The 24,689-nt window shown below is 47.4% G+C and carries 6 protein-coding genes; all 6 read right to left on the reverse strand.

Going from position 1 to position 24,689, the window contains the following annotated elements; translation table 11 throughout:
• Positions 1-2: 2 nt before the first annotated feature.
• From EL84_RS28020 to EL84_RS28045, 6 genes are read right to left on the reverse strand one after another with little or no spacing between them, the layout of a single operon-like run.
• A complete protein-coding gene (locus tag EL84_RS28020) occupies positions 3-1,322 on the reverse strand; it encodes an aspartate aminotransferase family protein (RefSeq protein ID WP_047843828.1) in 1,320 nt (439 codons plus the stop codon).
• Positions 1,319-2,299: an ACP S-malonyltransferase gene (locus EL84_RS28025; protein WP_047843829.1), complete on the reverse strand. Its 981-nt coding sequence runs from the start codon at positions 2,297-2,299 to the stop codon at positions 1,319-1,321. Before EL84_RS28025 ends, EL84_RS28020 begins: the two co-directional genes overlap by 4 nt.
• Positions 2,296-3,447, reverse strand: coding sequence for an acyl-CoA dehydrogenase family protein (locus EL84_RS28030; RefSeq protein ID WP_047843830.1), 1,152 nt, complete (start codon positions 3,445-3,447; stop codon positions 2,296-2,298). Before EL84_RS28030 ends, EL84_RS28025 begins: the two co-directional genes overlap by 4 nt.
• Entirely contained in the window at positions 3,444-3,701 is a 258-nt protein-coding gene (locus EL84_RS28035) for an acyl carrier protein (protein ID WP_036668520.1), read from the reverse strand. The genes EL84_RS28030 and EL84_RS28035 overlap by 4 nt, the downstream gene beginning before the upstream one ends.
• Complete coding sequence (locus tag EL84_RS28040) at positions 3,698-7,897, reverse strand: beta-ketoacyl synthase N-terminal-like domain-containing protein (protein WP_047843831.1); 4,200 nt, start codon at positions 7,895-7,897, stop codon at positions 3,698-3,700. The genes EL84_RS28035 and EL84_RS28040 overlap by 4 nt, the downstream gene beginning before the upstream one ends.
• Complete coding sequence (locus EL84_RS28045) at positions 7,887-24,677, reverse strand: hybrid non-ribosomal peptide synthetase/type I polyketide synthase (RefSeq protein WP_047843832.1); 16,791 nt, start codon at positions 24,675-24,677, stop codon at positions 7,887-7,889. Before EL84_RS28045 ends, EL84_RS28040 begins: the two co-directional genes overlap by 11 nt.
• Positions 24,678-24,689: the final 12 nt, after the last annotated feature.

Below are 24,689 nucleotides of genomic sequence, written 5' to 3' on the forward strand. Positions count from 1 at the left end.
CATCAGATCAGCTCGTCGTAGATCTCTTTCATTTCTGCAAGTGCTGCAGGGACACGCTCACGGAACCAGGCAACATCTTGCATATCAAGCAGGATATTCGGATACATCCGCGAGAGCGTAGATACCAGAACACCGTGCTCAGCAAGCTTGCTATTTAACAAAATATCAAAAGACATCAATTCAAACGTATAATCAGCCGTATCCGTAAGCGGCTCCGTGCAGCAGTGATAAGAAGCACAGCCAGACGGCCCTTGAACAATTAAAGGCAGACCTACCTTCACTGCTTCCTGGCAGAGTATGTCATGCATCATCTCAGCGTGGCGGTTCATGCTGTGCATCGCCTGTCCTCCATTGCGGCCCAACATTTCCAGCGTAGCTTTTACAGCAGCTGTACCTAATGGATAGCCATTAAACGTACCCGCATGAATGACTTTTTTGTCTACAAGCAACTTCATGATATCCGCTCGGCCAACCAGGGCTGACACCGGAACTCCGCCACCCGCGATTGCCTTCCCAAGTGTAGTCAGATCGGGCGTTACACCGAATAACTGTTGGGCACCACCGAGACCCATACGGAATCCTGTTATAATCTCATCAAAAATGAGCACGACCTGGTACTGATCACATAACTGTCTGACTTTTTGCAGATAACCCGGAGCAGGCATGACTCCGCCTCCATTTACACAAACCGGCTCCATGATTACTGCTGCAATGTCGTCTCCATGCTGGCGAAATAGTTCCTCCAGACGGGGTGCGTCATTCCATGGCAAGAGGTAGGATTGAGATTCCATGGCATCCCTTGCCCTCCCCTTTGTTCCTTTCATGTCACCAGGATAGTCTGAAGGTACAGGCAGACCTGTACGTGCAGTCTTGCCACCCATAATATTGTCCGCATTGCCATGATAATGGCCTTCAAAACGTACAAAGCGATTTTTACCTGTCCACGCCCGGGCAAGACGAAGTGCATTCTGGACAATCTCCGTGCCTGATAACCCAAAACGAATCATCTCTGCTGAAGGTACATATTGATGGATCAGTTCCAGAGCCTCTGCATCCAGATCGCAATGACTTACGGAAAGAACACGGTCAATGGTATCCTTCAGACACTCGTTATACTCCTCGTTGCCGTGGCCAACAATGAGGGCACCAAAGCGCGCATATAGATCCAAATACTCGTTGCCGTTCATGTCCGTCACTCTGCTTCGGGAAGCATGCTTGAAATGGAGCGGCGTCTCTTCCCAAGGAAGGTGAAAATTATAGTGCACACCTCCAGGCAGCCATTGTTTCACCCGCTGATTGTACTGCATCATCTCCGTGATCATCCCTTATCGCCTCCCCCACTTGTCTGGTTTACTGCTTCATATAGCTCCAGTAACCTGGACCGATCTTGCGGATCATCCAGCGAATAGGCTGCAGGCAAGGTCTTATTCTCAGCCAGCATATTTCTTACGCTCTGGCCTGGACCGATATCGATCCATACCGTCGCTCCCAGATTTTGAACGCGTGCCAATGCCTGATTCCAACGAATGGGTTGCAAAAGCTGGCTACTCAACAGCTTAGGAATGTCCTCGGCTCCGCGAATGAACTCACCATGTACTGTAGAGCAGATGGGAAACACCGGTGCAGAGAAGGAAATCCCTGCAAGCATCTCTTCAAGCTCAGGCTGAATGAACTGCATCAACTCGCTATGATAAGGTGCATCTGCCTTCATTGGCATCATGCGAAAAGGAATGAATTCCCCACCGTAGCCATCCACCTGATCATCCAGCAGTTGAAGACCCTTCACAGTACCTGCGACGACAAACTGTCCCGGTGAATTATAACCGGAGATCGTCACATACTCGTTCTGACGAATATTCCCGACTAATTCTTCAAGCGCTTCTTGGGTTACATCAACGACAATACCCGCTCTTCCTTTTTGCTCCTGAATGGAGCGATGCATCAATGCACCACGCTGAGCTGTAAAACGGATGCCATCAGCAAATCGCAATGCTCCCGCCGCTACTAAAGCCGAAATCTCACCCAAACTGTGACCTACTGCATAATCTGGAGTCATTCCAGTCCGGCGAACAAATGAGTCAAATAAAACGTAGCTTGCCGTCAGTACAGCAGGCTGAGCATATTCAGAGACCGTCAATTGATCCAGGGTCCCTTCCATAACCAGTGCCTTCAAATCAAATCCGATCACCTCGCTCGCTTCCGCAAAGATCTGATTCGCCTCCGGCTCACTGCCCAACAACTCGCTGCACATTCCGATATACTGGCTTCCCTGGCCGGGAAATAGCGCACAGAACGTCATACGCTACCGCCACGCTTGTAATAGGCTTTTAATCCGTAATGCGAGATCATCTCCTGCTGCATCTGAGAGGAACCTTCAATAATCTCCAGAATTTTGGCTTCCTTATACAGCCTGGCAACAGGATATTGGTTACTAATTCCGTTCGCACCATGAACCTGTAGCGCATCACTTGCAACTTCAACAGCAACTTTGGACGTAAAATATTTGGCGATCGTTGTCTCCATGGCGGCCTGCGGGTCCTTGGCTTCTCTCAGCTCGGCTGCCCGTAAACATAATGCTCGTGCTGCATGGACTTTTGTCACCGCATCTCCAATCATGCCGCGAATCAGCTGAAAATGACTCAGCTTCTGATCAAATTGCTTCCGCTTCCTTGAGTAAGTCACCATGGCATCCAGCGCTTCCTGCGCAATCGCCAACCCTGCCCAGGCAATGCTATATCTGCCCTGGTCCAGCGCCCCGGTTACGATGTACTCAAAACCTTCATTCAGACGTCCAATAATGTGATTCTTTGGTACACGCACCTCATGGAGATCAATCTCAGCTATACCTGTCTCTCCCGCAACCATGACACCTTCAATAGGTTGGGTCTGTACACCCTCAAACTGGCGTTCGACCCAAAAAGCAGTGCTTCGTCCCTGATTCGAGGCAATAATGATAAATACATCTGCCAGATGTCCAAACGTGATCCACTTCTTTTTTCCATTCAAAACATAACAGTCCGATTCTTCTCTCCACTCGGTCTTTACACTTTTGGCATCCGAACCAACTTCCGGTTCAGTCAGGCCAAAGGCAGCGATCCATTCTCCCTTCACCAACTTGGGCAGCCAGGACGATTTTTGCTCAGGCGTTCCGAAACGTACCAAAGTTTCACTTACAAGTGAAGTATGTACCGTTAACAAGCTGCGAACGGCTGGAAGAGCCTTGCCAAATACTTCAGTCAACAGCCCGTACGCCTTAGGGCCGAGACCCATGCCGCCATATTCAGCCGGGATCGAGGCAGCCAAGTAACCTTTTTCAGCCATGGCACGGATCAACGTTCTGGGAATGGCTTGCTGCTCTTGAATTTGTTGAGCATAAGGACGAATTTCACGGGCAGCAAACAATTCAGCTTCATGAATGATCTCTTGCTCTACATCCAATTCAATCATTCGGCAACCCCCTCTTGAAGAAGAGATTCATTGAGATAAGCGGCGAATTCGGCAATTGTTTTGTATTCAAACAACGCAACCGGACTGATGTCAACTTGAAGATGCTTACGCGCACGATTAATGATCTTGAGCGCCTGCACAGATGAGACACCAATTTTCAAAAAATTCATCTCTTCATCGATGTCCTCTGGCTCCTGATTCAACGCTGCAGCAATCTCGCTTTTGAGAAAAAGCTCAATTTCTTCTTTTGTCATATCATGACCTCCGTTCCCTGATTCACATCTATCCAATGTACATACGGCTCGAATGGGTGTGCTGGCAGATGTACGATCTGGCCAGAGCCATTTGGATGTAACTGTTCCCAATCCAGGGCAGCACCACGTACATAAAGCTGTCCCAGCAATAAAGCAAGCTGATCCTCCATGGTAAGTGTCGGCTCGGCAGACAGGCGGATGAAGCTCTCCTTGCCACTGTATTCAAGCTGCTGCACTGTCTGATCTGCAGCAATCATAATTACAATGTCGGCGTTTGGCATCTTGCCAGGTGTGTCTTGCAGACTGTCTAACGTCACTCTGTTGTTCACTGGAGTGGATTGGCTTGCATGAGCGCTGTGATGTTCCTCGCCATCCAGATGTAAACTGGATACAAGTTCCTCTCCTGCAGCTATTCCTCGAATCTCTTGAATGGAAGGGACCAGACGTACAAGTGTCTCAAGCAAAATCACCCAGTAGTTCAAGGTTGATACCGTATCTTCATTAGAATCGTCTGGCCTGATTACCTTACGAGCTTGAGCCTCATCTTCTCCGCGAATCTCATGCCCCCCAACCACAATATTGACACGAGCAGCTCGGTTTCTAGGCTTGAAGCCAAATTCCATCTCTTCGATGTTCCACTCTCCGGTTGAGCTGACAGCTACTGCTGCACGATACCGATAATGTTTTCTATATCTGTTCCGGGTAAAACAAAGATCCTCTAGTGCCAGGTCCGCATGTTTCTTCACATATTGCTCCGTGTTATCAATCAGCTTTTTTAAAGCCTGCTCTGATTTGGCAGAGAACGTTAATAATTGGCCGCGTGCCGGGGCAGCTGCACGGACAGGGGCTTTCCATTCTTCCAGCACAATGTGGGCATTCGTACCTCCCAGGCCAAATGAACTGATGCCTGCCTTCCGTGTTTTTCCTTCAGGTACATCCCACGTTTTATGCTCGCTAACGATATGGAACGGCGATTGCTCCAGTCGGAGGGCCGGATTCGGATTATCCATATGCAGACTTGGTGCCAGTTCCCCATGCTGCATACTGAGAAGAACCTTGGCAAGACTGGCTCCACTGGAGGCTGCAAATAAATGACCAATATTGGTTTTGACTGAACCTAACCCAATCGAATTGTCGCTTGTATATCCCTTTTCCCGGAACAGTCGGAGCAAGGCATTCACCTCAATTGGATCTCCAATCCTTGTCCCCGATCCATGTGCTTCAATATAAGAAATCTCGCTGGGGTTTAGGTTGGCGTCGCGATAAGCGGCACGGAGTACCTCATATTGCCCCTGAGGGTTGGGTGCCATAATGCCCAGGGAATATCCGTCGTTATTCACCGCTGTCCCGCGAATCACACCATAAACATGTTTATTGTTGCGAATTGCCTCTGTTAGCGGCTCCAGATATACAACAACAGCACCTTCTCCCAAGACTGAACCATCTGCTTCCCGGTCAAATACCTTCGTATGTTGAGTGGAAGAACAGATTCCAGCATTGCGTGATAGTTGATGAACATGCGGTGTAGCCAAAATGTTCGCTCCGCCTACAACTGCCCCAGAGATACGCTTGTCCTGAATGGCCGCCACAGCTTGTGTCAGTGCTACCAGAAAAGAAGAACATGCTGTATCTATGGACAGTGCCGGCCCTGTAAAATTGTACATGTGTGAAATGGAGGCCGCTGCAATATTGGACATATTGCCTACCATAGCGTGAGAATGAACAGCCTTTCCAAGACTCCGGTTCATATAATCAATAACCAGATCGAAGTATGTGCTTGGGTTAATCCCTACATACACACCCACATCACGCTTATCCTCATGATCCACGAGCATACCTGCATCCTCCAGCGCCTCATGAGCAACTTCCAGCAGCTTCCGATGTTGCGGATCCATAAATGCAGCTTGTTCAGACGGGATCTCAAAGAACTCATGATCAAACGTATCCGGTTGCTTCAGTTCCCCAATCCAGTCATCCCAACCGGGTTGCTTGGAACGTGTTGCACGCTCTAAGCTAACCCGGTCAACACTATCTAACCCGTTAACCAGATTGCTCCAGAACTGCTCTTGGGTGTCGGCATCAGGCAGACGCAGAGACAGTCCGGTAATAGCAATAGCACGATGTACATTCAGGTGATTATCTGTTGTTTCAACTTGTTCAAAGTCCTTCGTTTCTGCTGGAAGTTCCTGCAGATATTCCACCATCTCACGTACTGTACTGCAAAAAACAAGTAGTTCTTGTCCTAATTCACGTCCCATATGTGCAGACAGCTTGTCAAGTAATTGATAAGAGAGAATGGAATTGCCTCCAAGTGCGAGAAAAGAAGTATCCATCTCAATCTTTCCTGCGGGCAATTGAAGAATTTCGGCCCAGGCTTTACGTACGGTATATTCCAAAGACGATGCGGAAACCGTCTCGTGTCCTTGCTGTTGTGAGTTTTCGCGAATCAGCTCTTCAATGGCCGCGATGTCCTTGGTAAATACTCCACGCTCATATTCGTTTCTCAGCATGAAGCGCTGGACCTTGCCACTCGTCGTTTTGGGAATAACCTTGATTGGGAGAACATGGGTGATCTCAATACCCAATCCAGCCCTCATACGTTGGATCAGATCCTGTCGTACCTCCAGAAACTGTGGAGCGCCCGATTTGTATTTAACAAATACAAGCAGCTCCTCTACTTGTTTGAGGCTGTTAAAGTGCCCGACTACCGTCAGATTGCCTCTCGGAATGCTGCTATTCTGGTACAAAATCTCTTCAAGATCATGCGCATAATGGTTCTGTCCCCGAATAAACACAATGTCCTTGATTCGTCCGCTTACAACAAGGGAACCATCAGCCATATAACCCAAGTCTCCAGTGCGAAGCCACCCATCCACATACATTTCACGATTGATCTCGGGAAGACTGTAATATCCGGAGGTTACCGATTCCCCACGGATCTGGATTTCGCCAACAACCCGCTCATCCAGCACTTCCCCCTGTTCATCCGCAATCCGGATCTGAATCCCTGTCATGGGATATCCTTCATGGACAAATTCGATCACATCCGAAGTATGGCTATCACTGCTAGGCAGCTGGACTGGCACAGCCAGTCCTTCCTGCACCAGTCGCGAACGCGAAATACGTTCAATTCGCGGCTCTTCCCCCAGTCTGGAGGTACATACACCTACTGTCGCTTCTGCCATGCCATACGCAGGAAACATCATATTGGAACGATAGCCACAAGAGCTGAATTTTTTGACAAATCGCTCGATAACAGACGTTGATATAGGCTCTGCACCATTCAAGGTCATACGCAGTGAAGACAGATCAAGCGTTGAGAGCTTGGAATCCGGGATCTTCTGAACCATCCATTCGAAACCGAAATTGGTACAGCAAAACCATTTTCCCTGATGCTCCGTAATCTTGCGCAAGAACAGATAAGGCGACCGTACGAAGGTATAAGGTGACATCACCATGATGTTGGCTCCACTCAGGACGGGTGTCAGATGCTGTCCAAATATCCCCATATCATGCGTATGCGGCAACCAGGTAAACACATTATCTCCTTCTTCAGCTCCAAGAAAAGTCTTGCATGCAATACTGTTGGCGATAATATTGTGATTGGTTAACTGCACACCTTTGGGAATTCCCGTGCTTCCTGATGAGAATTGCAGGAACACAATGTCATCAGGAGAGGTTGGGCATAGATCAGCCATCTGCTGGCCTGCTTGAAGCTGGTTCACGCTAATCAACATAAGACCTTTGAATACCGGACTTTCCGCAAGTTGCTTATACTTGGGCATGTAGGCTTCCTCGACGATAACGACTGGACGCCCGAGTACCTCCCACACTTTCGTGAATTTCTCCAGACCGGCTGAGCCTGGTTCCCAGGCAGCCGGAGGACTAACCGGGGCGACAATAATGCCCCCCAGCATACAAGCCCAAAAGGTACGGTAAAATTCCTGTGACTGGTCAATTTCCAAAATAACAACCTGTCCTTGTTGAATGCCTTTCTCCTGAAGAGACTGCAGGTACTTGCGCGCCTGCATCAGTAATTCAGGATATGATTCAAACTGTTCGTCACCTGAAGAGCTGATATAGGTCATTCCCTTTTCTGGATGAGTATCTGCAATGTAGATTAGCATCTCAGCCACTGTTGAATAATGTTCTGGCACAATCAGCTCGGGTCCTCGCTGTATGGATTTACTGGACATGTTGCACCTCCATTGCCTCATTGTGAACTACCACTCTCACATCGCTACCAAGCTTGTCATCAATCAGCTGTTTCATACGTTTGATGTCCAGACCAGCCTGACAGGCCAGATGTACGTACAGACACTCTTCGTCGTAGCGAATAACCCATTCGAATTGGGCGAGTCCCGAATTCGAATCTTGGTCATCCGACGACTGAGACGACATTGGGATCGCTTCGCTACTGGAGATGAAGCCTTGATAATTAAACAGAATCATCTGACGCGGCTCCTGTTCTGCTTGCCTGTAGGCAGTTCCCAATTGTTCCTGTATGCCATCATATTGTGCCGAGAGGGAAGAATCATGTGTAAGTGCCATAAAGTTAATGCTGTGTTGCTTCGTAAATTCCAGACGTTTCAACAGATCTTCCTGTGTGAATTCACTGTCTACCAGCACTGGAATCAGATCAAGGAATTCTCCCACATAATCGTAGTAGGATTCTTCGCCATACTCCCTTCCGTAATGGACCAGGGCTATTGGCAATTGGCTTATATTCAGATAAGCCGCAATGATGTTGGAAAAAGTTTCAAAGCATGTCCACCAAACCTCTGCAGGCTCCTTCCCTGCAAGGGACAACTCGACAGTCATCGCTGAAGGCGACAATGTTTCTGTTTCCTTCAACTTGTTCATGACGATGGCGTTACATCTCTTCCATGTTTGAAGTGAAAATTGTTTCTCTATTTCATCTTCTGATACCCCTATGGGGCCTTGAGACAGAAAATTTACATAATCCTCATAATTTCGTACTTGGTACAGAAGATCACTCTCGATCTCTATACCTTGCGGTCTATATAATGCCTTCGACTCAAGTTGCTGCTTGATGATCTGGGCACTCATACCATCAAATGCAAGGTGATCAAAACTCCAAATCAGCTTATGCTCCGTGGCTCCTGTACGCAAAATACACAGACGCCAAGGTAGTTCATTCAACGTATACGTTTTGTGTAACAGAGACTGAACCAGTTTGTACTCCAACTGCTCAATCGTAGCCGAAGCATAATGACGAATATCAAGATATGGGATAAGCTGTTGCAGCATGTCCGCCGCTAACGACATATCACATGGATGCCAATACAACTGTTCTTCCTCATATATCATGCTGTGCAGCAACTGATGCCGGGATATAACCCCAAGAATCAGGTTTTTTACAGCTTGTTCATTCAATTCGCCTTCCAGCGTTGTTGTAAATCCGCTTGCTCGTGAAATCGTAGAAGCATGTGCTTGTTGAATTGGAGATAGTGGGAATTGACCCATAGGGGTCATGCCCGCCATAAAAGATGAAACCTGATTGCAGCTGTTTAAGACATGCAGGACCAGGCTGTCCAGTTGTTTCTCATGAAGTGTTATGTCCTGTGGTATGACTATCGGGGACTGAATATGCAGGCTATCTTCGGACCAAACTGACGCCGGAGGATTAATGTCTACCAATTTGGCAAGTCCTCTAACTGTCGGATATTGGAATAATTCGTTCACATTGATGGCAATTCCTTCTTTTGCCAAAATTTGAGTGAATGCAATCGCTTTGAGCGAATGCCCCCCATTTTGAAAGAAGTGATCTTCCACACCAATGCCTGGATTACCCAGAATCTGTCGCATGGCGGCAAGAATGACACGCTCTGTTTTTGTTCGAGGTGAACTCACCTCCAGAGACCTCTGCTGCTCCTCAACCAAATGCTCGGACAATGCCCTTCGGTCCACTTTGCCATTGGCATTAATCGGAAGATGATCCATTCGAATAATGCGTGCAGGCACCATGTACTCTGGCAGCTGCTGGTGAAGTTCTCTTCGAATATACTCAGCATCTGTCCCAGTATCGGTTGTATAAAAAGCGGCAATGTATAGACTTCCTGATGGTTCTGTAACTGTCATGACAAAGGCATCACGAACTCCCGAAAGACGCTCCACGCAGTTGCCTATCTCCGATAACTCAATGCGGAAACCTCTAATTTTGACCTGGAAATCCGAACGTTCAATAAAAATCAGACTACCATCAGCCAGACGTTTGACGATGTCACCTGTCCGATACATTCGTTCTCCCTTGCGGAAGGGATCATCAAGAAAGTGTTTTCGGGTAAGATCCTCACGGTTAAGATATCCAATACCTACCGCATCCCCACTGATATACAGTTCACCTGGAACGTTGGGTGGCACAGGCTTCAGCTCATCATCCAGAACATACAAGGCTGTGTTAGACAGGGGGTAACCTATGGGCAGTGAGCCAGTATAAGGCTCTGTTTGCTGTAATAAGTGGTAGGAGGCAAAAAAGGTTGCTTCCGTTGGCCCATATCCATTTAACAGCCTGCCCGGCCCCACGCATGCAAGCGCTTTGTTGGCATGACTCACCGATGCAGCTTCACCACCAAACATCACTCTACGCACATTCTTCAAACAATCAGCATCCCAATCTACCAGCATATTAAACAAGGATGTCGGAATATAAAATACTGAAATCCGTTGCTGTTGGATGACATCCGCCAAACGAGCCATATCCAAAATGGTCTCTTTTGAGATTAATACAAGAGTAGCGCCATTCATTAATGAAGCAAAAATATCGAAAATGGAACCGTCAAACGCATAGTTAGAAATTTGCAGGATACGATCCTCTGGCACGACGGTGACAAAATTGCTATTTTTCATGACTTTGGTCACATTGCGATGACTCATCACAGTCCCTTTTGGGGTTCCTGTTGACCCTGATGTATAAATGATATAAGCCGGGTCAAGAGCAGTCTTGTTCATATGTTCAACGGACTCCTGCATGTCTCCTGAATCAAATGCTGCCAGTTCATCTGCCGGCACGATACAAGGAACTACAGATTGCCATGTGGAGGCATAAGCCGTTTCAGTCAATAACACAGCCGCATCGCAATCTTGCAAAATAAATTCAATTCTCGATGGCGGCGAAGCCGGGTCGATCGGGACATAACTGCAACCCACTTGGAGTGTAGCAAGAATACTGATCATCTGGTTCGGTCCACGGTCCAGAATGAGAGCAATACTGGAGCCTGATTTCACCCCTTGTCCAAGCAATCTGAACGCCAGCCACTGAACACGTTCATACAGATCCGCATAGCTCCATTCACCGTCTTCCCAGACCAATGCTGTCTTCTGTGCATGCACATGAACTTGTTCCTCGAATAATTGGGAAATGGTCGCATCTCGCGGATACTGGGCGGCATTATCGTTGACTCCGTACAGCAGCCATTCCTCTTCCTCCGGTGTAGTGATCTTAATCTGACCAATTCGTTCAGTATCCCCTGTTGTGATCTGAGACAGGATATACCGGAATTTATCCAGCATCAGTTCCATGGACTCGGCTTTAAACAAATCTGAGCGATAGTCAAGTTCAACCGTGTAACATTGTTTATGTTCGACCAGTGTCCAAGTCAGATCAAATTTGGCATCCACCTTACCTTCGACCCATGGTTCAAGCATCAGTTCCCCGGCTTCAGGATCATCGGTTCCCATATTAATGTAATTTAGCACCACATCAAATAAGGGGTTGCGGCTTAAATCACCGAATAGACCAAGTTGTTCCACTAGTGCTTCATAAGGATATTGTTGATGCTCATAACAGGATAACAGCTTGCCTCGCATCTCATTCAAATACGCCTCTGTGGAGCATTCTCTGTCCATGCTGGTGCGAATGGCAAGCATGTTCACGAACATACCCATAACGTTATTGAGTTCTGGCTTCTCACGCCCCGCAACCGCTGTACCAACGACCAAGTCGTCTTGACCCGTATACTTCCAGATTAATAGATTCAAAGTTGCCATAAACAACATATAGGGTGTAAGCCCTTGTTGAGTACAGAAGTCATTGACCTGTGTGCTTAACGACTCACCAAGTTCAATGGAACGTCTGTCTCCGCTGTAGGATGACGCGCCATGTCTTGGGAAGTCTGTAAGCAATTCAACCGGTGCAGGCATGTCCTCGAATTCCCGTATCCAAAAATCGGCGTCTTTAACAGATTGTCCATGTGACGTAGCTTCATCACGCCATTCCGCATAATCCTTATACTGAATATCAAGAGATTGCAATGTTTCTCCTCTGTACATGCGTGCAAAATCCTGCATCAGGATCGCAATGGAACTCTGATCCGAAATGATATGATGCATGTCGATGAATAAGATGTGTTCCTCTTGAGAAAGGCGAATGAGCTTAACACGAACCAATGGTGCGCTGGTCAGATCAAAAGGCTTGATCCATTCCATGACCTGTTCTAACCCTGCCGTTTCTAATTCCAGCAACTCCACCACGCTTGGAACCTGATCCTCCACAATTTGGAAAAGATCACCGTCAATCATTTCAAATCTGGTACGGAATGCTTCATGTCTCTCTACCAGTGCATCCATTATTAATCTGAATTGCGTAGGGTCAAGTTTTCCCCTTACCCTATAAGAGCTGGCGAGATTGTATGCCGTACTCTCACCTTTCATCCACTCATGCACCACATACATTCTTCGCTGTGCAGAAGTGGTCTTGTATTTCTCTTTCTTAGTTACAGGCAAGATTGGGTCCACTGAATCAGAGTCACTTGTAACCTGATGTTCAGCAATCCATTGAACCATGTGTTCAAATACAGAATGATCAAAAACCTCTTCCAGCCCCAAATTTAATCCAAACATTTCTTTAATCCTCGACGTCAAGGAAATCGCTTTTAATGAATGACCTCCAAGCTCAAAGAAATCATCTTCAAGGCCGACTGCTCCATTACCAAGCAACTCCTGCCACAATTGCGATAATACATGCCTTATCTCATCATCAGTCCGTTGAACCCTGACTTTCCCGGATGGAGATTGGTCTAATGTTGCGATAGAACCCGCTGCAACCTGCGACATACCTGCAAGCTGATACAACGCAACATCATGTTGATGAACAATGGGATCAAAGGAATACGTCGGCAGGGAGATTTTTTGCCTACGGCCCGTTCCGTTTAACTGTTCCCAATCCAACTCCATGCCAGAGCACCAGCAAAAAGCAAGTACTTTCATTAAATACACGTCTGCCTCAAGCAAGCTCTGACGATCTCCAGTAAGAGCAATGATGTTTGGCTCTGAAAATGAATCCGGGGCTGTTTGTTCTGTATCCTGCAGCTGATTCGAAACGATCCACAGCGTATGCCCAGCAGATTCAGAAAGCCTCTTGCGATTTAGCAGCGTAAACAGGAAATTTGGAGATAACAGTGGTGCAATACTCGACGCAAGATCTGTTACAGTTGCATCTGTCATCCTTCCTGTCAAAGCATCTGACAATGCTCCTTCTTCTAGTGACCAATGCTCCAGATTGTATAGAAGCCCCACGGCATGTACTGGATCAAGTGCATCACTAATAACCAACCCCACGAGTTCGCCAACGCCTTGTCCACAGACAGCATCTGGCTTGACACCAAGCTGCATCACGGTTTTATAAAGAGCATATTGCACAACAAAGCACTGCATGCGCTCAAGCCTTGAATCAGTTAACGATCGCCCTATGCCTTGGCGAATGGCATACTGTTCCTTGGACTCAAAGAGGTTCAGTATCTCTTCAAAGTGCTGTTTGAATATCTCTGAGACCTGGCTGCGATACACAGAAGCATATAGTTCCCGAATCTTGCGCGCTTCCCAACTTGCATTTCCGCTGAGATAAAACATGACCTTAGGCTTCCCATTCATCACACTTGCCTGTGTCTCAAACTCCACAGTTTGCTCGATTGACGGAATATAACCGTCTACAACGATTAGTGCTTTACGATGAATGAATCTGCTTCTTCCCTTCTGTAGCGTCCACGCAGCATTGGGCAACTGCTCCGGCAATGCATGGATCGCCTGTAGAACCGAATCGTATGTGCGTTCCAGCGCAGATTCACTCTTGGCTGAGAAGGGCAGCAGCAGCAAAGATTCATAACTCGCTTGGCTCTCCTGGACGGGCGGCTGCTCCAGAATGACGTGAGCATTGGTCCCCCCGATCCCAAACGAACTGACACCTGCTCGCAGGATACGCTTCGCGTCTTCTAATGGCTGTGGCTCCCTGTTGATATAGAAGGGACTATGCTCCAGCTCCAACATCGGATTCGTCCGATTCATGTGAATCTGTGGCGGAACCACCCGGTGATAAAGCGTCAGTACGGTTTTAATAAAACCGGCGACACCTGCTGCCGCATCAAGATGCCCAATATTGGCTTTCACAGAACCTAGAGCACAATAATTTCTACGATCTGTTCCCCATGACTGCCTGAGCGCTTCAATTTCAATCGGGTCCCCCAGTTTGGTTCCTGTTCCATGCGCCTCCAGATAGGAGATCTCTTTTGGAGACACTCCCGAACGATGCAGGGCTGATTGAATAACCTTGACCTGTCCGGCCACACTCGGTGCCGTATATCCAATCTTGTCCATGCCATCATTATTAATTGCTGAACCTTTAATGACTGCATAGATATGATCTCCATCTCTCTGCGCGTCGCGGAGTGACTTGAGCACAACCATTCCGCATCCATTACCAGACACCGTACCAGATGCCTGCTCATCAAACGGTCTGCAATGACCATCCTTTGAATAAATCATGCCTTCATGCCAGTGATAACCTTCTTTGAGCGGATAGGAGATAGAGACACCTCCCGCAAGTGCCACATCACACTCCCCCCGAATCAGCGATTCAGCAGCTTGGTGGATAGCGACCAAAGAAGTCGAACATGCGGTCTGTACGGCCATACTCGGCCCTCTCAGATTTAATTTGTGAGATACTCGGGTTGTAATATAGTCCTTTTCATTTAAAGTCATGGCTTCAAAAGCCTGTAACAAATTACCGGAGCGACCGAGAAATTGCACCATCCATGGTAAGCTCAGTCCACTTCCGGCAAACAATCCTATAGCTCCCTCATAACTGTAAGGATCACACCCGGCATGCTCAAGCGCCTCCCATGAGCACTGATGCAGCAGCCGTATTTGCGGATCCATCATGTTGGATTCCTGATGCGGATATTCGAAAAATCCGGAGTCAAAATACTCAGTATCTTGCAGTACACCTTTGGCCCGTACATAATCGGGATGTTTGAAGTCTTCCGGTCGTACACCCGCAGCGGTTAGATCCTCCTCATTCAGACGGGTGATACCGTCCTTACCTGCCATTAGGTTATCCCAGAACTCCTCAATATTTCTTGAGCCGGGAAAATGCCCTGCCATACCAATGACTGCGATATCCGACGAAGAAGAAATTCTGCTACTGTGTTCTGAAGCAAACGGAATACTCTGTTCCGGTCTGCTCTGATCTGGTCTTCTCTGTTCCACTTTGCTGTGTTCAACTGTGCTCATTACATACTCTTTTGGAGCTGTTGTCGGGTCCGGGTTCGTAACAGGATATCCAGCCGAAGCGATATGTCCGCTCTCCTCTTGTACCTGTTGTGTAACTGTCGGCAGCATCTGCTCAGCCACCAGATGATTGACCAGTGATGCAATGGAGGAATGCTCAAACAATTGCACCAGCGGAACGCTTTTATCCAGATAGGCATTCAGGCGATTATTGATCAGAATAAGCCCCAGTGAATTGCCTCCGATGTCAAAAAAGTGATCATGGATATTAATCGTATCCAGATTCAGTATTTCCTTCCACGTTGCAATGAGCATCTGCTCCAGATCAACTTTTGCCCGCTCCATTCCTTGAATCGATGAGCCATAGACCAGAGCCGGATTAGCCTTCTCTCCCGTTTCAAAATCAGCCAGACGCAGGGCATTGCGATTCAGTTTTCCATTAGGCAGCACAGGCAGATTTTCCAGACGAATCAAGCGAGAAGGCATCATGTACTGTGGAAGCCGCTGCTTTAACCAGGTCCGAAGCTGTACGTCTTCATCTCCCATAACGGAAGGCCCAATCCCAGGCTTCAGACTGTAGAAAAGGATTAATTGCAATGAATGTTGCTCGGCCCCTTCTACCTTAACGACAGCTTCTCTTACACGTTCATAATTCATCGCTGCCTGCTCAATCTCGTTCAGTTCAATCCGGTAGCCACGAATCTTCACCTGCTGATCTAACCGTCCCATTAACTCAACATCCCCATCCGGCAGTATACGGGCCAGATCGCCAGTTCGGTACAAACGGCCTCCCAAAACATTGGGGTTTGCAATGAATCGAGCATCGGTCTCAGCAGCATTGTGCAGATAACCGCGAGATAATCCTTTTCCTGCAATGCACAGCTCTCCATAACTTCCAGGTGGCAGTATTTCACCTTCATCATTCAGAATATAAATCTCTGTATTGGTAATGGGCTTGCCAATGGTAATCGCGGCTGTGTCATTCAATTCTTTTGTCGTTGACCAGATCGTAGTTTCCGTTGGTCCATACATGTTAAAGACTCGAGCGGGCGTAAGCCGCCTCAGATCGGTGAGGAGTCCCACAGGGACATTTTCCCCTCCGGTAAGAACACACCGCAGATTGCCCAGCGCCTGAGCGAATTCTGGATTTTCGACAAATGCCTTAATGCGTGAGACCGTGCTAAGAATGTGCGTAACACCATGTTCACGTATTCGACGTGAAGCAAGAGCCGGGTCAAGTTGCTCCTGCTCATTGGCCAGATACAGCGAATATCCGGTGCATAATGGTGTCCACACTTCAAATCCGAAAATATCAAAAGATATGGTCGTTACACTGATGATGCGATCTGTCTCATGTGCAAAAATATGTCGGTGCCTGATGTCCTCAACAAAATTGACCATCGCCTCATGAGTAATCATGACCCCTTTGGGACGCCCTGTTGATCCTGAGGTAAAAATCACACAGGACAGGTCCGAAGACAGGAGGCTTACGTCCGGGTTAACGGATGAGCGCACATCCTGGGCAGTGGGATCATACACAAATCGCTCTCCGCTAAAAGTCACTGTGCCTTCTTCATCAGGCGTACACAGCAATACGTTCATTCGGCTATCTTCGATCATATTCACGATGCGCTGCGGCGGAAAAGCAGGGTCCAGAGGCACATAAGCCGCCCCAGCTTTCAGCACCGCCAATAGCATAATGATCAACGATTCATCTCGTCTGGATAATATGCCTATAGGTTCATCCCGGCGCACACCTTGATCAATCAGCTTCCAAGCCAGCGTATTAGCTTTTTCATTAAGCTCCTTGTAGGTAAAAGAGGCTCCAGATGATACAAGGAGAGCTTTCTTGTCTGGTGTGTGTTCTGCCTGCAGCTCGAACAGCCGATGCAGACCCACCGCAGAAGTGTAATCCAGACGTGGACCAGCAAGCAGATGGACTGGGTGCTCATGAGAAATGTTTCTCTCAAACAGTTCGCTCAGAGACAGATTAGGCTGTTGTACAACCTCTTGGCAGAGTCCGATAAACTCCTGCATCATACCTTCAACTGTGTCCTGGCGGAACAGATCCAGCGAATATTCGATATATCCTTCAATCACCTGCTTCTCCCTGTTTTCTTGACAGGTCATTAACAGATCATAAGTAGACGTACCCGTCTCCACCGGAAAAGAACTGAATTGCAAACCATGAAGTTCAAGTCCATGCAAGTCCATGTTCTGATAATCAAAACAAACATCAAATACCGGATTTCGGTTCAACTCACGTGTCACGCCCAGTTGTGCCACAAGCTCATTAAACGGATACTCCTGATACGCAAAAGCATCCAGTGTATGTTGTTTGAGTTCACGTAAAAAATCAGTGTACGTACGATCAAACGTTGGAAAATTCCGCATCGCAATCATATTGACAAACATGCCTACCGTCTCTTTCCACTCCTCTTGCATCCTTCCTGCAACAGGCGTTCCTACCACAATGTCCTGCTGACCTGAGCGGTGTGCGAGAAGAAGATTCCACACACTTAGCATTACCATATACATGGATGCTTCGGATGAGGAAGCCAGCTCGTGCAAGTTTTGTGTTAACGAACGATTCAACGTGAAATGGAGACGTCCACCTTGCATGGATCGCTGTGATGGACGTTCATGGTCAAGTGGAAGCTCCAGCACAGGTAAAGAAGGGCCAAGATGGTCCAGCCAGTACGTTTGATGTGAAATGTATTCCTGTGAAGAGAGACGTTGCTGCTGCCATACCGCGTAATCTTTGTACTGCAATCGGACTGCATGCTCTTTGCCAAAATATAAATCATTGAAGTCACGAGTAATGATTTCGACAGATGTACCATCCGCGATAATATGGTGAATATCAAAGAATAGCAGGTGCTTGCGCTCGCCTATCTTAATCAGTTCAACCCGCATAAGCGGAGCACTCCCCAGATCAAAAGGACGAATCAATGTCTCGATCATCGCAGGCAACTCTTGGTCATCTGCCACATGCTGCTCTGCATAGCCCATACTTAAGCGAACCGAAGTTTGGATGATCTGAACGATCTGACCACCCCGTATCTCAAACGATGTTCTGAGCGCCTCATGATGCTGCATCAACTTCTGCAAAGCAGCCTCAACTCTTATACGGTCCAATTCACCTTCAATAATGGTTGCAGACGGTAAGTTGTAGGCCGTATTGCCTGGATCAAGCATCGCTTGTGTGAACATACGCATCTGTGCAGAAGAGATTGGATACGCATCCATAGTGGGTGCAGATTGAATGGTCTGTTGGTCCACTTTTGGTTTCGCCATGACGTAGAGATGCTCCGCCAGTTGAATAGGCGTTGAATGATTGAAAACATCTGCTACCTCAGGCTGAATTCCTAAATGAGACCGGATCCATGCAGACAAGCTGACTGCTTTGAGAGAATCTCCTCCAACCGCAAAGAAATTAACCTCTTCATCTAGATCATCGATGCCAAAAATCGTTCGATATGCGTCCAGGACAATCTGTTTCAGTTGGTCTGAACCACCAGTATAAACTGTCCCTTTTACTAGAGTAGAGCCACTTCCCTTACCCTGATCTGCATGCTGCCTATCATCCCCGGTACCCATTCCTTCCACTGCTGATGAGCCAGAAAGAGAAACACTGACAGGATAGGATTGTTTGTTGAAAACATAAGTAGGCAGAGAGCATTTGCGCCGTACCGCCTGCCCTTTGAGCACCTTCCAGTCCGGTTCAATGCCTTCGCACCATAACTCCGCAAGTCTGCGGTTCACATAGATACTATCCTGCTCCGTTTCCCTTACGTGACGTAGCATATTCAGTACCGTCTGGGAATCTCTTGATTGACTGTGCTGTCTGGCAAAGGAGCTTAGTGTTCGTCCTGCACCTACTTCAATTAATACAGCCCGCTCATCCTTCAACACTTCAGCCAGGTTTGATTCAAACAACACCGGCTGTAAAATATGACGGGACCAATAGTCAGGTTGTGTGATTTCATCTCCAAGCGCCCATGTTCCACTGGTATTGGACAGTAATGGGATCTGTGGCGTATGAAGTGAATGCTCTGCTAAATAACGTCTAAATTCCTCGGCGGCCTGATTCATCATTGGCGTATGGAATGCATGGGAAGTCTTCACACGAATGCACTTCCAGCCCAGTCCTTCAGCCTTGGTTTCCATCCGTGAAATGGCTTCAGCTGTCCCACCAATCACACTGGAACCTGTAGTATTCACCAGGGCAAGCCACACGTCTTCCTCCAGTTGTGACTTCACCTGCTGTGCATCCGCCATAATGGCAAGCATGACCCCGGGTTGTTGTTGCTGCATCAGACGTCCGCGAAGTCGAACTAACTTGACAGCATCTCCAAGTTCGAATACACCCGCTACCGCTGCGGCAGCCAACTCACCAATGCTGTGCCCGATCATGCCATCTGGCTTGATGCCCAGATCCAGCAGCGACTTGGCCAGCGCATAACTTGTCATGAACAGTGCGAATTGGCTGTACTCTGTCTGGTTTATTCGCTCAGGCTGCTGATCTCCGTACACAACGGACAGCATTTCTTCTCGTTCTTCCGCAGGCAGAAGGTCCAATATTTCCTGAATATAACTTCTGAAGATTGGAGCCAGGCCTGTTTGCTCTGTAGATCTGTATAGTTCTGCACCCATTCCCTGATACTGACTGCCCTGTCCGGGGAACATAAAGTATACGGGACGAGTGCCTTGAGCCGAATAGTATACGCGTGCTTTCCCCAGCTCCTGTATCAGCTTGTCCGGATTATCCTTCCATGTCTTATCCAGAGTGAGTGCCTTACGATACGCAAAAACAGATCTTCCTGATTGCAAGGTCCACGCTGCGTTGGATACAGATTGATCCGGCTGCTGAGTCAGATGTTCCATAATCCGTTCAGCGGTGCGGTTCAGCGAGTACTCCGTTTTGGCGGAAAAAAGCAATATATTAACGTCATCATCCGGACTGCACTTCTCCATCTCGGGAGCCTCCTCCAATACCATGTGAGCATTCGTGCCCCCCACACCAAATGAATTGATTCCTGCGCGCATGACTCCAACATTGCCCTGTTTCCAGTCCACCCCTTGTGCATTAACTTTAAAAGGCGTATTCAAAAAATCAATTTTGGGATTAGGCTGCTCATAATTCGCTGTTCCAGGGATATAACCTTGTCCAAGACTGAGCGCTACCTTGATTAAACCAACCACACCTGCGGCTGTATCCATATGTCCCACATTGCCTTTGACCGAACCCAGATAACAAAATTGCTTTTGGTCGGAAGCAAAGGCCCGAGTTAACGAGTTTACTTCAATTGGATCACCAAGCAACGTTCCCGTACCATGCGCTTCGATATAACTCACCGTTTCCGGGTCTACTCCAGCTACCTTATAAGCATCCTGAATGACTTCAGCCTGTCCGCTTACGCTAGGAGCAAGAAAACTGAGTTTCTCTTGTCCGTCATTGTTAATTGCTGAGCCTTTGATGACCCCGTAGATATGATCTCCATCCCGCAGAGCATCGGTTACCCGCTTCAACACCACAATTCCCATACCATTGGAGAAGACGGTTCCACTGGCTGCGGCATCAAATGGACGACAGTGTCCATCTGTGGAGAACATCATGCCATCCTCAAATATGTAACCCCCTTCATTGGGCAACTCCACGGTAATCCCACCAGCCACGGCCACATCACATTCTCCAACGATCAAAGATTGACATGCCAGATGAGGTGTAACCAATGAAGTAGAACATCCCGTCAGAGCGGTGTAGGCCGGCCCTTTTAAGTTAAGCTTATAAGCCATTCGGGTAGCGAGAAAATGATTGGTGCTGAGGGTAAATGCTTCGTATTTACTGCTATAGTTAGCATCGTTAAAAAGCACTTGACGGTACCATTCGAAGTCATCGGACCCGCCAAGGAACACACCCACCTTACCCGCTTCATCCGGTCTGCAGCCCGCATCCTCCAGTGCTTCCCATATTCCCTGATACAAAAGTCTGAATTGGGGAGACATCATTTTGGCTTCACCGGGAGTATAGTCAAAGAATCCTGCATCAAACTCATCGATGCCGTTGGCACGTCCTTTTGCCTTGACATAACGAGGTGAACGCAGCAGCGCTTCCTCCACACCAAGCTCCCTCAATTCATCATCACTATAAAAGTGAATGCTTTCCCGCCGTTCAACAAGGTTACTCCAGAACTCCCTTATATCCTCAGCGCCCGGCACATTCACCGCCATGCCCACAATTGCAATGTCCTCACGCATAATGCCGTCTTTTCGTTGAAACAATTGTTCCCTTTCAGTCGGTATCCGAACTCCCTCATCTTTCGGGCCCAGCGCGGCAAATTGACGCAATGTGGGGCATTCAAAAAAACGAGGAACAGGGAACTCCACATCGGTATAATGCTTTAGTTTATTGTGAGCCTGAATGACAGAAAATGAATTTCCGCCCAATTCAAAGAAATGGTCGTCGCGCCCTACTCTCTCAACTCCGAGCACTTCGGCCCACACTTCGGCTATAACCTTCTCAAGCTCAGAAGACGGGGCGGTATAGAACGTACTGGAAGCGTGAGCATGCGTGATATCTGCCATAAGTGCCTTCCGGTCAATCTTCCCACTGCTATTCAATGGAAATTCGGATTTATGTACAAAAACGGATGGTATCATGTATGCCGGTAACAAACGAGACAGGTGCTCTCTCAATTCGACAGAAGGCAGCTCCTGCTCTGACAGATAGTAGGCATACAGCAAGCCGGACCTACCTTCAAATGATTTCATGACTACCACGGTCTGGATGACACCCGGATAGGATGACAGGGTATTCTCAATTTCGCCTGTCTCCAGTCTGGCTCCCTGAATTTTAACCTGAAAATCAATGCGTCCCAGATATTCGATCATACCGCTTGGGAGTGAACGTACCAGATCCCCTGTGCGGTACATGTACCTGAAATGCTCTGCGTCCTGTCCTTCTTGAAAGAAAGGATTAGGGACAAACTTCTCTCGGGTCATCTGTTCCAGATTCAGATATCCACGTGCAAGCCCAACACCGCTAAGACAAAGCTCCCCTGGAATACCTAACGGCTGAAGCTCATCATGATTTCCGACGACATACCATCTGGACTCATTGAGCGGGTAGCCAATCGGTACATTGCCCAAGCCTTCGTAATGGCTTAACGGATAATGAGAAACCCATATGGTGCATTCGGTTGGACCATAAACATTTTCAAGACTTGCTCTAATGCCTAACCTGTTAAATTTCTCAATGATGTCTGGCGTGACTGCCTCTCCGCCAACAAACATCCATTTCAGCGTTTCCAATGCTGACAGATCGGAGCGAAGCTCCATCGTTTCCAGAAAAAGACGGAATAACGTTGGAACAAAGTTGATGTGCGTAACCTTATGTGATGCCACCGTAGACACAATACGAGCAGGGTCTTTTTCTGCTCCAGGCTCAAGAATACTTAGTGCGCCTTCACCCATGAACCAGCCGAAAAGTTCCGTGGCGGACACATCAAAGGTATATGCCGTTTTCAGCAAGTAAACATCCTGCGCCTGCATTGGAAAACGACGCTCCAGATCAAGCAGTGTATTGACTACGCTATGATTTTCAAGCATGACTCCTTTTGGCTTACCTGTTGATCCGGACGTGTACATGATATAGGCAAGGCTATGCGGATTCAGCGCCTCTTCGAGGTTTGAGACATCCCCCGTATAGGCCTGATCGCCCTCAACGTAGATGTACTGGACATCCAGAGTCTCGTCATCTTTTTCGGGCTGCATAGCCAGCACTATGGATATGTCTGCATCCGATATAATATAGTCCTTTCTGGACAAAGGATAGGAAGGGTCTACAGGTACAAAAGCACATCCGGCTTTTAATACAGCCAATAGGGCAATGACCATATCCGAGGAACGTGGCATCTGCACGCCAACTGCTGCGTTATCGCTTTTTTTACTCGCAACGATCTGCCTAGCCAATTGATTCGCTTTTGCATTGACCTGCGCATAGGTCTGATGCTGCTTGCCTTCCATTAGAGCTACCCGCTCCGGGAAACGTGCTACTTTATCGTGAAATATATCCATAATATGTTGTGGAGTGTAGGGAAAATAAGAAGTTTGATTGAATCGGTACAGTAGGTTTTCTTTCTCATCTTGCATCAGGAGGCTGAACTCACTGATTTTTTGATCAGAATTGGTTACTAGTTGATTCAGCAAATATAGAAATCGTTGGCCCATTCGCTCCATTGAATCTTCACGGAACAAGCTCGGTTTATATTGCAGCTTCAACTGAGCACCTTGCGGTAAACGACTCAACACGACCATCAGATCTCCTGGGAACGTAACCTTATCCTGATCCAGAATACGAGTTCCGAGCATATCTTCCTCATAGGAATCATAAACAAAGGAGATATCAAACAACGATGGTGATCCGGGTTGAGCCTGTAACATACTGTCTCTGACAATGAGGTTATTGGGATATCCGATGTTCCTGTACGTATCCATCCAGGTTGTGGCTACTTGTTGCAGCAGAGGTTTTAGAGTTGATTCGAGGTCAATATGGAATCGCATAGGCAACATATGGACAAAACATCCAATCGTTTCTTCCAAGTCCATACCGGGACGATGAGAATATGGGGAGGCAAAGGTGATATCGTCTGTACCGACATATTTACTCATAAGAATGCCAAAGGCACCCATAAAGAACATAAAAACGGTTACTTCATTATCTTTGGACATCTGTGTAATATCAGCCATTAACGATTCCGAAATATCAAATCGCAGTTCATGACCAATTCCTTCTTGTACAGAACCTGCTGGAAAGTCGTGCTTTAGAGAAAGAGGTTCCGCTCCCTTCATTTTGTTTAACCAGTATTCCCGCTCTTTGGAGTACTTGTTTTCGTGCAGTTTCTTGTTCTCTGCCTCAACATAAGAGATGAATCCTTCATCCAGCTTGACATCCACAGGCTGATCTTCAAGAAGACACGTATATGACTGAATAAGTTTGTTTTTCATCAGTTCAAGCGACATGCCATCACATATTAAATGATGAATACATAAGGTCAGAATATATCGGCTTTTATCCATCTGAACAATCATTATACGGAACAGAGGACCTTTCTCCAGCTCAAAAGGTGTCCCGATGCATTCATCCACCAGTGCTTCTAACTGTTGTTCCTTTGGATTCTCCTGACTCTCGCTACTTAGGTCCCACAAGGCAAGTGAATAATCCATATCTTCATGAACGGATAACACAGGTACATCATTTTGAATCTCAATCCGAGTACGCAACACCACTTGCTCATACATAAGCAATTCGATGGCCCGGCGAAATATCTCCATTTGAAGATGATCAAATTGCATTGAAGCTGAGATGTTATACGAAGTGGGATCATTCACCTGACAATCAAAATAGATTCCCTTTTGTGTTTCGGAAAGTTCAACGGTTTTTTGTACCATCACGACCACACC

The organism is Paenibacillus sp. VT-400, assembly GCF_001029205.1.
In the GTDB taxonomy this organism is placed as follows: Bacteria; Bacillota; Bacilli; order Paenibacillales; family Paenibacillaceae; genus Paenibacillus; species Paenibacillus amylolyticus.

Excerpts from the sequence above, each read along its gene's own strand:
- EL84_RS28020 (WP_047843828.1), bottom strand. The coding sequence starts at position 1,322 with ATGATCACGGAGATGATGCAGTACAATCAGCGGGTGAAACAATGGCTG.
- EL84_RS28025 (WP_047843829.1), bottom strand. The coding sequence starts at position 2,299 with ATGACGTTCTGTGCGCTATTTCCCGGCCAGGGAAGCCAGTATATCGGA.
- EL84_RS28030 (WP_047843830.1), bottom strand. The coding sequence starts at position 3,447 with ATGATTGAATTGGATGTAGAGCAAGAGATCATTCATGAAGCTGAATTG.
- EL84_RS28035 (WP_036668520.1), bottom strand. The coding sequence starts at position 3,701 with ATGACAAAAGAAGAAATTGAGCTTTTTCTCAAAAGCGAGATTGCTGCA.
- EL84_RS28040 (WP_047843831.1), bottom strand. The coding sequence starts at position 7,897 with ATGTCCAGTAAATCCATACAGCGAGGACCCGAGCTGATTGTGCCAGAA.
- EL84_RS28045 (WP_047843832.1), bottom strand. The coding sequence starts at position 24,677 with ATGGTACAAAAAACCGTTGAACTTTCCGAAACACAAAAGGGAATCTAT.